Raw genomic sequence first — 15,660 nt, 5'->3', positions numbered from 1 at the left:
GCGGAGCGTCGCCGGACGCGTCCGGCACATGCCGTCGGCGGGGAGTCGGCGTCCGCCGGGCGTGACCGGTGGGCACGATCGCTCGTCACGGGTCCGGTGGGCCGCTCGGGTGGTCCGGCGACGGGCCGGCCGACCGGCCTGGGCCCGTCCTCGAACCGCCGTCGTCCCATCGGAGGCCGGCCGTCGACGCGACCGCGAGGGGGCGGAACGGGGAGGTCACCGCCCGCCCGCGGCCGGGAGGGGACGGGCGCCGGGCGGCCGGAACTCGTACCAACGGCGTTCCGCCTCCAGCTGGGCGGCGAGCGAGATCAGCCGTTCCTCGCTGCGGGAGGGGCCGAGCAACTGGGCTCCGACGGGCAGCCCCTCGGAGGTGAATCCGGCCGGAACATTGACGCCCGGCCAGCCCAGCACGTTCCAGGGCCAGGCGTACGGGCACGCCTCGGCCATCGCCACGTCGGTGCGCCAGGCGCTCAGCCCGTCGAACCTGCCGATCGGGGGCGGCGGCAGGGCGGTCGTCGGAGTGAGCAGCACGTCGTAGCCGGTGGCCGCGCCGGGCGCGCGGAAGAACGCGCCGATCCGGCGGTGCTGGCTCACTTCCCGCGCCCTGGCCGCACGCACCACCCGGCCGCCGAGCCGGGTTCCGGTACGCAGCGCGCTGCGGGTGCGGGGGTCGAGGAGCGCGGGGTCCGGGTGGCGGGCGGCGAGTTCGGCGATCCCCGCGGTGGCGCGGGGGACGAAGCCGAGCCCGATCAGCCCGTAGCGGGGCCGGGCCTCCTCGACGTCGTGGCCGAGGAGGGCGAGCGTCTCGGCCAGGGCGGTGACGACCCGGCGCACGTCGGGGTGGGGCTCGGCACGGGTGAGGGTGAGCGGGGGGCGCCAGGCCAGGGCGATGCGCAACCGGCCCGGTTCGCGGCGGGCGGCGGCCGATGCCTCGACGGCGGGCGGGCGGTGCGGATCGTCGGGGTGGGGTCCGGCGACCGCGTCGAGCAGCAGGGCCGCGTCGGCGACGGTCCTGGCCAGCGGTCCGTTGACGGTGAGTCCCTGGAAGGCGTCGCTGTGGGGGTGGACGGAGATCCGGCCGCGCTGCGGTTTGATGCCGACGAGATGGGTCCAGGCCGCGGGGATCCTGACGGAACCGGCGCCGTCCGACCCGAGGGCCGCGGGCACCAGTCCGGCGGCGACGGCCGCGGCGGACCCGCCGGACGAGCCGCCAGGGGTGTGCCCGGTGTGCCACGGGTTGCGGGTGGCGCCGAAGGCGGGGCCCTCGGTGAACGGCCACTGACCGAGTTCGCAGGAGTTGGTCTTGCCGACGATCACGGCACCGGCGGCCCGCAGCCGTCGTACGGCCTCGCTGTCGGCGGTGGCCGGGGGCAGATCGCCGCCGCAGCCGAAGTAGGTCGGCATCCCGCCGACATCGGTGTCGTCCTTGACGGCGACCGGCACCCCGAGCAGCGGCAGCCGCTCCCCCGCCGCGAGCCGGCGGTCGGCCTCGGCCGCCTCGGCGAGCGCGGCATCGGCACGCAGATGACGGAACGCGTTGAGGGTGTCGTGGCAGGCCTCGATACGGGCCAGGGCCTCGGACACCAGCCTTGCCGAGGTGGTCCGGCCCTCGGCCAGCTCCCGTGCGCTGTCGGCCAGTCCGGCCGGGTGGGCCGGTCCGGTGGCCGCCACGGCTTCCGTTGAGGACATGGGCTGCCCGCCTTCCTCGTGTCGGCGGGTGCGTGCCGCGCCCGCACCCGTGTGACCGCACGCGCTTACCGGAGGGTAACCAGTCCGGGACGGTCCGCTCAACCGTTGGGCCCGAAGCGTTCTTCCGAGCGACGGCGCAACGCGGCCCGCCCGCCCCGGCGTGCGCCGTCGCGCACCGCGTCCCGCTGCGTCGTACGCTCGGATGGATCGGACCGCACACCTGGACCGGCCCTTACGGGCTCGTGGAGGGAGGCTCCGTGATCACCACCACCCGACGCACCGGCGCACGCCGGATCGCCCTGGCCGCAGCCCTGTTGACGGTGGCGGGGCTCGTGAGCGGCGGCGTCCTCGGAGGCGGTACGGCCCGGGCGGACAACGGCATCGACACGCTCTCCGCCCAGCAGATCGCCGACCGCTCGCGCGACGCGCTGCTCGGTGTCCGTTCCCTGCACCTCGGCTCGCGGGGCGACCTCAGCGGCCGCAACCCGTCGGCGCGGCTGGAACTCACCATGGACCGGGACGGCAACTGCGACGGTTCGGTGGACCTCGGCGGCGGCCGGGGTTCGGTCCGGATCGTGAAGCGCGCCGACGACGTGTGGCTCAAGCCCGACGCGGACTTCTGGAAGAACCAGGTGCCGGTCGGCGGCCCGGCGTTCGCCGCGATCCTCGACGGGCGGTACCTGAGGGCTTCGGCCGACGATCCGAGGCTGCACGGTGTGACGGCCGGATGCGATCTGGACCATCTCCGCCGGCTGGTCGTCGACAACGCGGAGAACGACCGGGGCACGCTGAACAAGGGCAGGCGCACCACGCTCGACGGTGCTCCGGTGGTGCCGCTGACCCGGATCAGGGACGGCCGGACACTGACGATGTACGTCGCCGCCACCGGCCGGCCCTACCCGCTGAGGATCACGGTGGAGGGCGGCGGGGCGCACGCGGTCGCGGACCTCTCGGCGTTCGACGCGCCGGTGCCCGCGACCACCCCGCCGCCGGACGAGACGTACGACGTCAACGCTCTGCTGGGCCGTACGACGGCGCCCCTGTGATTGCGGACCGGCCGCCTGGAGGGCGTGTTTCGAAAGAGGGTGGCCCGGGCTGCCGGGGGACCGGCAGCCCGGGCGGCAGGTCGCCCACCGGACCGGAGCCGTCTTCAGGCGGCTGCCGGGTTCACTGGGTGCGGTAGGCGTCGATGATGGTCTGGTCGAGGGTGTTACCGTCGGTATCGGTCAGCTCCGCGCGCAGGGAGACACCGGTATCCGACGCCGGGTTCTGGATCGTGGCGGCGCCGCGGTCGACCGGGACCCGGGCCCATGAGACGCCGCCGTCGGTGGACACCGAGACCGTCAGCGAGCGGGTGCGGCCGTTCGCAGCAGCACCCTGCACGGCGACCGGGACCCGGAGCCGGCTCTTGGCTGCCGCGGTGCCGGTCGGGCTGAGCTCGGGCGAGAAGCGCACGACGCTCACCGGCACCGGGGCCGGGCCGGCCGTCGTGCCGGAGGTGAAGGTCCACGACGCGGTCACGCGGCTGGTGGCTCCGGTCGCGCCCCTGCGGTTCACCGTGCTGGTCATGCGGTACGGCGCCTGCGCCGAGGGCACGGTGAACTCGGCGCGTCCGGGCACACCGGACTGGGTGCCGACCAGTACGCCGTTGCGGTGCAGCGTGGTGTAGGCCGTGGCGTACGACGGTGACGACGGCACGTGGCCGTCGCCGTCGGCGAGCAGCGGGATATTCGCGCTGATCGTGTCGCCGTCGCGTTCGGCGGCGGGACGATCGGTGAGGGCGGGGCCGAAGACCGCGTTGTCAAAGGTCTGGATCGTCGTGGCCCCGGCCCGCACGGCGACGCGGTCGGCGGAGTAGCGGTTCGGCGCGGCACCGGCTGCACCGGGGGCCGCGAAGCCGATGTCCCAGGTACCGCGCTGGGGTGTGACGAGGAAGGTGGCGGTACCGGGAACCGCCATGGTCTGAGAGGCGCCGACGGTCGGTCCGACGGTCGGCTGCAGATCGAAGAACGCGGTGCCTGTGGCGCCTGGCCGGGCCGCGCCACGGATCTGCAGGGTGGCCAGCTCCTGCGCGGAATACTGCCGTGCGAGTCCGGTCAGGGCGCGGGTGCCGGTGAAGGTCTGGCCGAGCGCGTAGCCGACGGTGTCCGTCTTCCAGTAGGCGTCGAACCACTGCTTCACGGACCCGGCTTCGGCCTCGGGTCCCATGTGGGCCACGCGCAGATTCGGCGCGGAGTTGATGATGTTGGCCATCCGCGTGGCACCGTTGTGCGTGACCTCGACGAACATCCCGCTGTGCAGGAAGCTCGCGGAGCCGTCGGGGGGCCGTACGTCGACGGGGGCGGTGGTCCGCGCGTCGACGGTGACGGTGGTGTCGTGGTCGAGATCGAGGCGCGGCTGAATGACCCAGTCCGTGCCGTCCGTCTCCTTACCGGTGGTCAGGGAGCTGTCCAGCATGTACCGGCCCTTGGGCAGCCGCATGGTGGTGGTGCCGGAGGCGTCGTACGGCTGGAGCGACTCGTCGGCACCGGCTCCGGAGATTCCGGTGACGTGGGTGGTGTACTTCCCTGTCGCGTGACCGGTGCGGTCCAGGTGCTTGATCGTGAGGGTGTACGTCTCCGGCTCTGCGGCGAAGGCCGCGCTGCCCCAGGCGGGCGTCGTGCTGCCGACCAGGGCGACGGCGACGGCCAGGGTCCGGAGGACGTTCCGGCGAGGTACGGAAGAAGTGGTCATGTCCTGTACTGCTCGGACCGACACCGGAGTTCCTGTGAACTGCGCCACATTTCGGTCTGCGCCCGTGGATGCTGGGACGACTGCCGCGACCGGGAGGTCTTCCCCCTCGTGGTGCGGGCCGGACCGGGTTGTCGGGGAGCGGTGGACCACGGGAGGAGCGCCACGGGCCGCGCCCCCTGCCCAGGGCACCGGCCACGGCGCAGGGGCGTCGTCCGGCGGGGCGCGGCTCGCCCACAGCCGGGCCTGCTTACGACCTGGGAGCAAGAGGGAGCGGGCTCCCGGCGCCCTGCGACTCCGCCTCCCGCGTCGTCGTCGGTCACCGACGCCCCTTCCCCGAGCTCTCAGCTGCTTTCGAGCAGGACAGACCCCATCCGCCTCCCTCCTCCGCCCCGGATCCGAAGCCGCACGACGCCGCTCGCTGATCCACTCCCTATCGTTCCCCAGGTCGTTACCGTACGGAGAGTGCACCATCTGCCCGGGAGGTCCCGTGCCCCGTAAGCATCCGAAGAGTTCCGCTCGTCCCGTCCAAGCGATCGAGCCACCTCGCGACACCGAAGTACTGATCGGTGTGGTGTCGGTGACGGTCCTGGTGATGGTCCTCGGGACCCTGTCCGAGTCCCCGGTGTGGCTCCTCGGGCTCCTTGTATTCCTGCCGGGGGCGGCGTCAGCCCTGTGCACCGTACGCCAGACGAAGTTCGTGTTCGCATGGACCGCGCTCGTGGTCATCGTCACCATGCTGGTCCGGCACGGTGACGGGCGGCCGTGGCTCGACAGGATCCTCATGGTCCTGCTCACCCTCGCCCTGGGCGCGGCGTCCGTCTACGCCTGCCACCGTCGGATCCGCCGCGAACACGAGACACTGCGACTGCGCTCCACCGCCGCGGCGATGCAGCGCCACATCCTGCGCCCTCTGCCCATGCTCACCGACGACGTCCTGGTGGACGGAGTGTACGAGCCCGTGCAGGAGGACCGGCTCATCGGCGGCGACATCTACGACGTCGTCGTCTCCCCGTGGGGAACCCGGGTTCTGATCGGCGATGTCCAGGGCAAGGGCCTGCCCGCGGTCGGCGCCGCGTTCGCCGTCATCGGCACCTTCCGTGCGACGGCCCACCGAGAGCCCACCCTGACCGCACTCGCCGATGCCCTCGATGCCTCTGTCGTACGGCACAACTCCTACGCCGCGCGGACCGGCGACGACGAACGGTTCGTCACAGCGCTCATCATCAACGTCGACCCGCACGAAGAGGTTCAAGTGATCAACTGCGGGCATATTCCGCCGCAGTTGCTGCACGATGGCACCGTCACCACGCCGGCCCTCGCATCCGGCGTCCCCCTCGGTCTCGCCGAACTCGCCGTCGAACCCGCGACCGTCGACTGGTTCGCCTTCCCGCCCGGCGCGACGCTGCTGCTGACCACGGACGGGCTCACCGAGACCCGCGCTGCCGACGGCACGTTCTACCCCCTCGCCGATCGCCTCACCAAGCGCGCGACCCTCTCCCCCACCGACCTGCCCCGCGCCCTCTACGACGACGCGCGCACGTTCGCCGGGGAGGGAGGCCAGCACGACGACGTGGCGGTCCTGTGCGTCCGGCGGTCACCGTACCGCTGAGCGCATCACGGCACACACCGCACAGTCTGCCGGAGCGAACCCTCGCGGCCCCGGGCCGGCCTGCACGGGAAATGGCGCCCGGGCACATCGACCGGGTGGTCGATGACCTCGCGGTGAAGGGCCGGGCGGCCTCGACGCCCGGCGCGAGCATGTGCAGGCGGTGTGCTGGTCAGTGTGTCTGTCCGCCTGCCAGGGGGCGGTTTCTGCGGCTGTTGAGCACCGCGGCGATCGGGAGGGTTGTTGCCAGGCCGCTGAGCAGGACCGCGGCGAGCGCGCCGAGGATGGCGGGTTGGTTGGCGAAGGCGATACCGATCGCTGCCAGGGCGGGCCCGGCATTGCGTACGGCGGCGACGCCTCCCATGGTGGTGCGACGCGTCTGCGGCCCGGTGGCGAGCAGGGTGCCGACGGCGAAGGCGGCGGCCGCGAGGACGACCCCGGCCAGCAGGGTGAGCGAGCCGAGCAGGGCGAGGACGTCACGCCAGTTCCCGAGAAGCATGCCCGCCAGCACGATCAGGAAGGTCACGTTCGAGAGCGCGGTCGCCGTGGGGTGCCACGCTCGTGCAGTGGGTGCTGCGCAGTGGCGCACCAGCAGACCGACGGCGAACGGGAGGAGCTGCAACAGGGCCACGGTTCCCACCAGTGCCGCGACGTCGAGGGAGACTTCCTGGCCGACGTCGGCGGCCTTGAGGATCCCGTTGGCGGTGGGGGCGAAGGTGAGGCTGCCGATGGTGGCGAGCAGCACCTGCATGGCCGCGCCTGCGACGACATCGCCGCTCTGCACCATGGCCAGCTTCGCCCCGAAGGGCCCGCCCGGCGAGGAGGCCGCCAGGACGACGGCGATGAACGCCGCAGCGGGCAGGCCGAACAGCGTGCTGATGCCCCAGCCGAGCAGCGGGAGGACCACCAGGTTGGCGAGCAGGGCCAGCGCGAGCAGCGGGATGTCGGTGAAGACGCTCCGCAGGGCCGCGACGGTGGTTCCGAGGCCGGCAGCGAACATGGTGGCCGCGATGAAGATCACGGTGACGGCGTTGAACAGCAGATGCAGTGTCTCCATGAGCCGACCCCTCGGGCCTGCGGAGCCGCCTCGCCGTGGTGCCGGGGCGCGGCTCGCGCACGGTCAGTCCCGCAGATCGCCGAGCCAGCGCAGGGCGCGCAGGCCGGGCAGGAAGCAGTACTCGCCGCCGCGGGTGACGACGAACCGCGGCAGCGGGGGCAGGCGTCGGCGCACCGGCCGCCGGGGAACGGTGAAGCCGCCGCTGCCGTCGTGGGACCCCGCGACGGGGTCTTTCGCATCGCCTGCGCCGAAGAACACACCGTCGTTCATCCACTGGGACTGGACGAACTCGAACTGCCGCCCCAGGTGGGCCCCGATGAACGTGAACATCAGACCCCGGTCCACCCCGTCGTTCTCCAGGTGCCCGTCGGGCAGTGGTGGGCCGTAGACGGCGCCGCGTCTGATCATGCGGTGCAGACGCACCTCGCCCGCCACCGAGGCGTCACGGGGATTGGCACGGCGGATGTGACAACCGGCAGGGGTGACGAATCCATCAGGATCGTCCCGCGCGTACAGGAAGGTGTTGCGCCGGCCGGAGTCCGAGCCGAGAGCGGGGTCGTCGTGGTGCGGGCTCAGCGCCAGCGGAGCTCCGCTGCGCCAGCGACCCATGATCTTGGCGGCCAGCAGCTCCTCGTCCTCAGGGCCGGTGGCGGCCTGGCGCAGGTAGCGGCGGAACGCGGCGACATCCTGGTGGAGTTTACGGAAGACCGCGTAGCTGCCGTTGCGTCCCAGAACCTCCGGCTGCGGCACCTGGATGCCGCCGATCTCGTCCCGGTAGCCGAGCACGAACTCGCCCGCCTTCAGCGGCGTCTCCAGCCGGTTCGACCCTGCGATGCCGCTGCCTTCGACGACCGGGTGGCTCACGCCGTCGCGGTAGCCGAAGTGTTCGGTCTCGGTGGGCAGCGCGTAGCAGTCCTGCCGCCAGATCGCGGTCACCCCGGTGAGCTGCTCGTAGGCGGGGCGGGCCCGGTCGATGGCCTCCTCCAGCCGCTCGGGGTCGGGTGCGACCGCGGTGAGCACCACATGGACATCCGGGGTGCCCAGTGGTGCTTCCCAGTGTTCGGGGCTGCTCCCGCCGTCGTCGCCCAGCGCTCCGGCACGTGCGGCCATCCCCTGCCGGAACTCCCACGCGAACGTCTCCAGCGAGGCGCCGGGCACGCCGAGGGCCTCCAGCCCGTGGTGGGTGAGCGCGACGCTTACCCACGTCTCCCCCGAGGGGCTGACCGAGTCGGCGGCCGAGGTCACCACCGCGCTCGCGCGCCGCATCAGCTCCCTCCCGTGCGCCCGGTCACTGATGTGGAACACCAGATAGGTCGCCGCGTACGGGGTCGGCCGGGAGGCGAGCACTCCGCGCTGAATGTCGTCGAGCTCCAGTGCGTCTCGCGTTGTGTTCACGGATATCGCCTCCTCACCGCTCGCTGCGATGGCCTGCGTCGCTACTTGGTGACGAGGTTCCGCCAGAAATTGCGCAGGCTCTCATCACCGCCGAACAAGGAGCTGAAGATGGTGGAGTCGGCGAGCAGGATGTCGCCGGCCCGTTCACCTTCGGGGGGCATCCAGAGGAACATGTTGAACGTGCTGTTGCCGGCTTCGGTGAACGGATGCGGCCTGGAGGTGTCGATCGGCTGCTCGGCCAGGACGTGAATGATGTCCGGCTCGTCCGTCGTCACGGCGTAGTGGGGCAGGTGCTGGTGGAAGTTGAAGTTGGTCACTCCCTCCAGCCAGCCCTTGGCGTCCAGGTCTCTGAACGCGGAAAACGGGGCGATCTTGTTCTGCTCCCGCACGGCGGGCCGCAGCCCGTAGCGGTTCTCCACCGGCACGCCGAGCGCGTGCATCACGCCCCGGAGGTATCCGGCGAAGCGCTGCTGCCGGGGGACGAGGGGGTCGCCATGATGGTGGTACTCGATGTCCCGCACCGCCAGGTCGTCCGATGCCCCCACATCGTGGTGGGGCCCGAGGACCAGGCAGGCGTCCTCGCGGCCGAGGAACGCCCGCAGTGCCTCGACTTCGCCTGGCTCGGCCTCCTGGCCGGTGACCATGTGGTCCAGCCCGAACACGAACAGGGTGTCGGTGTCGGCCAGTACCCGCTCGTCGAGCGGGGTGTGGAAACCGGCCTGGTCGATGCGCTGGTACACGGGGACGGGGTGTCCTGTGGTTTCCTCGACGAACTGCTGGAACGGCACCCAGGCCAAGAAGAACAGCTCCAGTGAACCCGCGATGCCCTGCTGGAATCGCAGTGGGTCGGACCACTTCGGATCCTCGTAGGCGGGCCAGGCCACCCGCCGGACCTCGGTCATCGTGGAGAACCGGTTGTCCAGCTCGGCCGGGTTCCTGCCCGCCTCGGCCGGGTAGCTCCATGAGACGTAGATACTCACCCGCCGCCGACCAGGAGTGGGAGCGCGCGGGATGTGGTTCTGATTGTAGGTGCGGGCGGTGGTGGCCTCGTTCATGCCGCCTCCCTTCAGCGGTGGGCCGTGCGCGCGCCGGCCCGCGCTCGGCTCAGGCTGCGGGCGCTCACTGCAACTGGTCGAGCATGTCCGACAGTGCGCTCTTGACCCGTAGCGCCTTCTTGATCTCGTCGGCCGTGACGTAGGGGTATTCCCCGTACTCGATGAAGCTCGGGCAGTGGTGCTGACGCACGAACCTGACGAACGCGTCAGGGTTGGTCTTCCAGTCCTCGGGGAACCCTTCGAGATTCTCGAAAGCCGTGCTCACTCCCGCCTTGCCGAACAGCGCGATGGCGTCCTCGGTGTACTTGTCGAAATCGGTGTCGAAGATCCCCTGGTACATGAAACGCGTGTCATCGTCGAAGAGCACCCAACGCAGATAGTGCAGCTTCAGCGGCGCGAGAAGGTACGGATCGCTCTCCAGTGCCTTGGCCAGGGCGTAGCCGTACTCCCGCAGGGCCTCGGCCCGGCCCGGCTTCACCCTCGCGACGATCGTGAAGCCGTAGCACGCGGGCGTCTTCGGGAAGACCGGGCCGTATTTCCCCTGTTCGAGCTGGTCGGTGTCCTTGGGGATGACGGCTGCCTGCGGCTTGATCTCCATGGCCATTCCTCCCGCCGCCTACCGGGTCGGACAGACTCGCTTTTCATCGTCACACGCGGTGCCACCATCCGCATGCGAGCACCCGGCGCTGTCGATCCGAGACGCCCGTGCGGGGCCGGCTGCCCGCAGTGGTGTCCGGGGCACCTTGCCGCGTGCTGACGCGCGGCCTTCGGCGTCCGCGGTGGCCGGGTCGGCCCGGCGGCCCGGACCGGGCCGGCGGCAGCGCACCGAGCGCCGTCCTCACCAAGTCGGCGTCGCCGTGCAGGACTGGGCGATCGCTGCTCTGCTGGCCCGACGCCGGCTCACCGCAGCGGACTGACGCCCGGCCGGCGCCGTCACCTCCCGGCCGAACCCCATGGCCCGTTCTTCACTGCCCTCAGGCCCTTTGCCTCACCGGGCATGGCTGCCCCGGCACGGCCGGGTATCGATCGCCGATGGGCAGGCAAGCGAACGAAGCTCCTGGCAGACACGGGTGATCCCGGTCGAGAAATCGTCTCCCAGGAGCTTCACGAATTCGCACAGCCCGCCGACTTCCCACCAGAACGATCAGGCCGGAAAGGGCTCATTCAGCTCAAGGCTGGGATGATCGTGGAACCGTACGCGTCGATGGTCGCTTCCCGGTTGTCGTGCATGTCGTAGACGGCGAACTGGTCGACGCCCAGGTCCCGCAAGTGCCTGAGCTTGTCGACGTGGGCCGCGGCGGGACCGAGGAGGCAGAAGCGGTCGACGATCTCGTCGGGGACGAAGTCCGTGGAAGGGCTTCCGGCGCGGCCGTGGTGGCTGTAGTCGTAGCCGTGCCGGTCCTTGATGTACGCGGTCAGCTCCTCCGGAACCATGGCGGAGTGCTCGCCATACTTGGCGACAAGGTCGGCCACGTGGTTGCCGACCATCCCACCGAACCAGCGGCACTGGTCACGGGCGTGCGCCAGGGCCTCGGGCGAGTCGTCGACGGTGACGTACGCGGGGGCTGCGACGCAGACGGTGAGTGCGGCCGGGTCGCGGCCCGCTTCGGCGGCGGCCTGCCGGACCGCCTTGACCATCCACTCGGTGAGGAAGGGGTCGGCGAGCTGGAGGATGAAGCCGTCGGCCTTCTGCCCGGCGAGGGCGAGCGCCTTCGGCCCGTACGCCGCCATCCAGATGGGCAACTTGCCGTTCTTCACCCACGGGATGCGGATCGGGTTGCCGTCCACCACCGCCTCTCGGCCCTCGGCCAGGTCGCGAATGACCTCGATGGCCTCGCCGAGCCTGGCGAGGGTGTTGGGCTTGCGGCCCGCAACGCGCATCGCGGAGTCGCCGCGGCCGATGCCGCAGACGGTCCGGTTGCCGAACATGTCGTTGAGGGTCGCGAAAGTGGAGGCCGTCACCTCCCACGTCCGCGTTCCCGGATTGGTCACCATCGGACCCACGTGGAGCTTGGTGGTGTGTTCCAGGATCTGGCTGTAGAGGACGAAGGGCTCCTGCCAGAGCACGGCGGAGTCGAAGGTCCAGCCGTAGCGGAAGCCGTTGCGCTCCGCCCGGCGCATCAGGTCGACGACCTGCGAGGCGGGCGGGTCGGTCTGCAGAACGAGTCCGAAGTCCACTGAGGGGCCTCCAAGTTCAAGTCGGTGTAACCGGATCCACGCGGGGTCAGCCCAGGTACTGGCAGGTGGCGCGCGGTACGAACGTGCCGTGTCCGGCGCGGCCCGCGAACGTCCGCTGGTCGATGACGACCTCGCCGCGCGAGAGGACGGTCTCGACCCGGCCGGCGACCGTCTTCCCCTCGTACGCCGAGTAGTCCACGTTCATGTGGTGGGTCCGCGCCGTCAGGGACTGGGTGGCGTGCGGATCGTAGATGACGATGTCCGCGTCCGTGCCCGGTGCGATCGTGCCCTTCTGCGGGTAGAGGCCGAACATCCGGGCCGGGGTCGCGCAGGCGATCTCGATCCAGCGGCGGCGCGAGATGTGCCCGTCCACGACGGCCTGATGGAGCAGGTCCATCCGGTTCTCCACCCCCGGAAGACCATTGGGGATCTTCGAGAAGTCACCCCGGCCCAGCTCCTTCTGGCCCACGAAACAGAACGGGCAGTGGTCCGTGGAGACCACCTGAAGGTCGTTCGTCCGCAGGCCGCGCCACAGCGCGGCCTGATGTTCCTTCGGGCGGAGCGGCGTCGAGCAGACGTACTTGGCGCCCTCGAAGTCCGGCTCGGCGAGGTTGTCGGTGGACAGGAACAGGTACTGCGGGCAGGTCTCCCCGAAGACGGGCAGCCCCCTGTCGCGGGCTGCGGCCAGCTCCGCGACCGCCTCCTCGGCGGAGACGTGCACGATGTACAGCGGCGCGCCGGCGACCCTGGCCAGCTGGATCGCACGGTGCGTGGCCTCGGCCTCCAGCAGCGCCTTGCGGACCTCCCCGTGGTAGCGGGGATCGGTCTCACCGCGTTCCAAGGCCTGCTCCACCAGCACGTCGATCGCGATGCCGTTCTCCGCGTGCATCATGATCAGCCCGCCCGTGTCACCGGCCTTCTGCATCGCCCGCAGGATCTGCCCGTCGTCCGAATAGAAGACCCCCGGATACGCCATGAACAATTTGAACGAGGTCACGCCATGCTCGACGAGCCTCGGCATCTCCCTCAGCGTCGACTCGTTCACATCGGACATGATCATGTGGAAGGCGTAGTCGATCGCGCATTTCCCGTCCGCCTTCTCATGCCAGGCATCCAGGCCGGCCCGAAGCGCCTCGCCCCTCGACTGCACCGCGAAATCGACGATCGTGGTCGTCCCACCCCACGCCGCCGCCCGCGTCCCCGTCTCGAACGTGTCCGACGCGAACGTGCCACCGAACGGCATCTCCATATGCGTGTGCGCGTCGACACCGCCCGGGATCACGTACTTCTGCGACGCGTCGATCACACGATCCGCGGTCCACTGCTGGCTTCCTGGCGCCGCCAACGCCACCACCCGGCCATGCTCGATCAGCACATCCGCGTGCATCTCGTCGGCGGCCGTGATCACGAGACCGCCGGTGATCAGAATCCGAGTCATCTCCCAAAGTTCCCTTCACGCCGATCGCCAACCAGGCCACTACCAGCCGGGGCCGGGGCCACGCCCCCGACCCGCCCGCACCCTCACGCCGCCGCATCACACGACACACGGCCTGCTCTTTCGACCAGCCCACCGGCCACCGCGGCTGACCGGCCGGCCGGCCCCCGGAGGCACCCGTACCTCGGAGCCCGAGGCCCGGGGGCCACCCCCGAGGACCGGCTGGAGTCCGGCCGGGGCGCGCACGCGTGACACGCGGACCCCCGGCCGGACCACTCCCCCACCGCGCCGCTCACCCCACCGTGCGAAGGGCCCTGCCCAGGATTTCGGCGCCCTCCTCCGCCTCCGGGACGGTCAGCGAGAGCGGCGGCGCGATCCGCAGCACACTCGTGTCGTGGCCGCCGCCCTTGCCGATCAGCAGGCCGCCCTCCCGGGCCGCTTCGAGCACGGCGGTGGCCGCCTCCGGGTTCGCCTGGTCCGTGCCCGGCTTCACCAGCTCGATCCCGATCATCAGCCCCCGGCCGCGCACCTCCCGTACGCAATCGGAAGCGGCACCGACCGCGCGCAGCCGTTCGATCAGCAGTCCGCCGACGCGGCGGGCGTTGCCCTGCAGATCGTGTTCCAGGAGGTACGAGAGGTTGGCGAGTCCGGCCGCCATCGTGACCGGGGACCCGCCGAACGTCGAGATCGAGTTCGCGTCCAGGCAGTTCATGACCTCGGCGCGGGCCACCACCCCGCCGATCGACATGCCGTTGCCGATGCCCTTGGCGAACGTGATGATGTCCGGCAGCCCGTTCCGGCCGTGCGCCTGCCAGCCCCAGAAGTGCTCGCCGGTGCGGCCCCAGCCGGTCTGCACCTCGTCGGAGATCCACAGGATTCCGTGCCGGTCGAGGACCCGGCGGAACGCCGCGTACAGGCCGTCCGGCGGCGAGGTGAACCCGCCGACGCCCTGGATCGGTTCGGCGATCAGCGCTGCGGGCGGGCGGGTGTGGCCGAGCAGGTCCTCCAGATCGGCGACGCAGGCCGCGATGAACTCGGCGTCGCCCAGGTGCGCGTACGGCCCCCGGCTGCGGACTCCGCCGTGCACGTACAGCGTCTGCAGCGGGGACAGATTCGTCGGCGACCAGGCACGGTTGCCGGTGATGGCGACCGCGGAGAACGATCTGCCGTGGTAGCTGTTGCGCATCGCGAGGACCTGGTTCGAGCGGCGGTACGCGGTGGCGAGCAGCAGGGCCGTGTCGTTCGCCTCGGTTCCGGAAGTGGTGAAGAAGACCCGGGCGTCCGGGATGCCCGAGAGCGTGGCGACCCGCTCGGCCAGCTCGACCATCGGACGGTTGAGGTAGAGCGTGGAGGAGTGGATGATCCGCCCGGCCTGCTCGCCGACCGCCTTGGTCACCTCGGGCAGGGCATGGGCGGTCATGGTGGTGAGGATGCCGCCGAAGAAGTCGAGATAGCGCCTGCCGTCGGCGTCCCAGACGTGCCGGCCCTCGCCGTGGGTGATCTCCAATGGGTTCTTGTAATAGAGCGTCAGCCAGCGGGGGCTGACGGCGAGATGGCGTTCATGCAGGCTGCTCACGGCTCGACCAGTCCCTCGTACGCGTCGGGACGGCGGTCCCGGTAGAACGCCCACTGCTGCCGGACCTCGTCGAGCAGACCGAAGTCGAGGTCGCGCACGACGAGTTCCTCCTCCTTGTCGGAGGCGACATCACCGACGAACTGTCCGCGCGGATCGACGAAGTAGCTGCTGCCGTAGAAGTCGTTGTCGCCGTACTCCTCCTGCCCGACGCGGTTGATCGCGGCGATGAAGTACTCGTTGGCGACCGCGGCGGCGGGCTGCTCCAGCTGCCAGAGGTAGGCGGAGAGGCCGCGCGAGGTGGCGGAAGGGTTGTAGACCAACTGGGCTCCGTTGAGCCCGAGTTGCCGCCATCCCTCGGGGAAGTGGCGGTCGTAGCAGATGTAGACGCCGACCTTGCCGACGGCCGTGTCGAAGACCGGCCAGCCGGCGTTCCCCGGCTTGAAGTAGTACTTCTCCCAGAATCCCTTGACCTGCGGGATGTGGTGCTTGCGGTACTTGCCGAGATAGGAACCGTCGGCGTCGATGACCGCGGCGGTGTTGTAGTAGAAGCCGGACTGCTCGACCTCGAAGACCGGCACGACGATCACCATGCCGGTCTCCCGGGCGAGTTCGCGCATCCGCCGGACGGTCGGACCGTCGGGAACCGGTTCGGCCCAGCGGTAGTGCTCGGGTTCCTGCACCTGGCAGAAGTAGGGGGCGTTGAACACCTCCTGGAAACCGATGATCCGCGCGCCCCGGCGGGCGGCCTCGCGCGCGTGCTCCTCGTGCTTGGCGATCATGGATTCGGTGTCGCCGGTCCAGGTCGCCTGGACGAGTGCGGCGCGTACGACGTGGGACATGAGCTGCTCCTTCGACGCGGCGTCAGAGAGCCTCAACGCTCCTCTACGCCCGTAGACACGGGCGTAGAGGAGAACGTAGGCCCCGCCACACAGCGGG

The 15,660-nt window shown here is 70.8% G+C and carries 12 protein-coding genes; 2 read left to right on the top strand and 10 right to left on the bottom strand.

All coding sequences use genetic code 11. The features are described from left to right. Window positions 1-216 precede the first annotated feature (216 nt). Window positions 217-1,689: an amidase gene (locus ACFYXM_RS30050; protein WP_389294065.1), complete on the bottom strand. Its 1,473-nt coding sequence runs from the start codon at window positions 1,687-1,689 to the stop codon at window positions 217-219. A gap of 257 nt (window positions 1,690-1,946) precedes the next feature. Here ACFYXM_RS30050 and ACFYXM_RS30045 point away from each other — a divergent pair, with 257 nt between their 5' ends. Further along, window positions 1,947-2,735, top strand: a complete 789-nt coding sequence (locus ACFYXM_RS30045; RefSeq protein ID WP_389294063.1) for a hypothetical protein — start codon at window positions 1,947-1,949, stop codon at window positions 2,733-2,735. A gap of 121 nt (window positions 2,736-2,856) precedes the next feature. Here the strand turns inward: ACFYXM_RS30045 and ACFYXM_RS30040 are convergent, their stop codons facing one another. After that, the gene (locus ACFYXM_RS30040) at window positions 2,857-4,422 is read right to left on the bottom strand and encodes a serine protease (RefSeq protein ID WP_389294061.1); all 1,566 of its coding nucleotides are present in this window, start codon (window positions 4,420-4,422) and stop codon (window positions 2,857-2,859) included. Window positions 4,423-4,909: 487 nt separating this feature from the next. Here ACFYXM_RS30040 and ACFYXM_RS30035 point away from each other — a divergent pair, with 487 nt between their 5' ends. Further along, a complete protein-coding gene (locus ACFYXM_RS30035) occupies window positions 4,910-6,031 on the top strand; it encodes a PP2C family protein-serine/threonine phosphatase (protein ID WP_389294059.1) in 1,122 nt (373 codons plus the stop codon). Window positions 6,032-6,200: 169 nt separating this feature from the next. Here the strand turns inward: ACFYXM_RS30035 and ACFYXM_RS30030 are convergent, their stop codons facing one another. The 8 genes from ACFYXM_RS30030 to ACFYXM_RS29995 form a co-directional block, all read right to left on the bottom strand. Continuing rightward, window positions 6,201-7,085, bottom strand: coding sequence for a hypothetical protein (locus ACFYXM_RS30030; RefSeq protein WP_389294057.1), 885 nt, complete (start codon window positions 7,083-7,085; stop codon window positions 6,201-6,203). Between the two features lie 63 nt (window positions 7,086-7,148). Next, complete coding sequence (locus ACFYXM_RS30025) at window positions 7,149-8,480, bottom strand: Dyp-type peroxidase (protein WP_389294056.1); 1,332 nt, start codon at window positions 8,478-8,480, stop codon at window positions 7,149-7,151. Between the two features lie 41 nt (window positions 8,481-8,521). Then, entirely contained in the window at window positions 8,522-9,535 is a 1,014-nt protein-coding gene (locus tag ACFYXM_RS30020) for a hypothetical protein (protein ID WP_389294055.1), read from the bottom strand. A gap of 64 nt (window positions 9,536-9,599) precedes the next feature. Then, window positions 9,600-10,133, bottom strand: a complete 534-nt coding sequence (locus tag ACFYXM_RS30015) for a hypothetical protein (protein WP_389294054.1) — start codon at window positions 10,131-10,133, stop codon at window positions 9,600-9,602. Window positions 10,134-10,699: 566 nt separating this feature from the next. Further along, window positions 10,700-11,713, bottom strand: a complete 1,014-nt coding sequence (locus ACFYXM_RS30010) for a TIGR03842 family LLM class F420-dependent oxidoreductase (protein WP_389294052.1) — start codon at window positions 11,711-11,713, stop codon at window positions 10,700-10,702. A gap of 46 nt (window positions 11,714-11,759) precedes the next feature. Next, window positions 11,760-13,151: a dihydropyrimidinase gene (gene hydA, locus ACFYXM_RS30005; RefSeq protein ID WP_389294050.1), complete on the bottom strand. Its 1,392-nt coding sequence runs from the start codon at window positions 13,149-13,151 to the stop codon at window positions 11,760-11,762. Between the two features lie 289 nt (window positions 13,152-13,440). Further along, a complete protein-coding gene (locus tag ACFYXM_RS30000) occupies window positions 13,441-14,724 on the bottom strand; it encodes an aspartate aminotransferase family protein (protein ID WP_389294048.1) in 1,284 nt (427 codons plus the stop codon). Then, window positions 14,721-15,563: a nitrilase-related carbon-nitrogen hydrolase gene (locus tag ACFYXM_RS29995; protein WP_389294046.1), complete on the bottom strand. Its 843-nt coding sequence runs from the start codon at window positions 15,561-15,563 to the stop codon at window positions 14,721-14,723. The genes ACFYXM_RS30000 and ACFYXM_RS29995 overlap by 4 nt, the downstream gene beginning before the upstream one ends. Between the last annotated feature and the right edge of the window lie 97 nt (window positions 15,564-15,660).

The sequence above is a fragment of the Streptomyces sp. NPDC002476 genome, assembly GCF_042889785.1.
Classification (GTDB): Bacteria; Actinomycetota; Actinomycetes; order Streptomycetales; family Streptomycetaceae; genus Streptomyces.
This window is presented reverse-complemented; position numbering and strand designations above follow the sequence as displayed.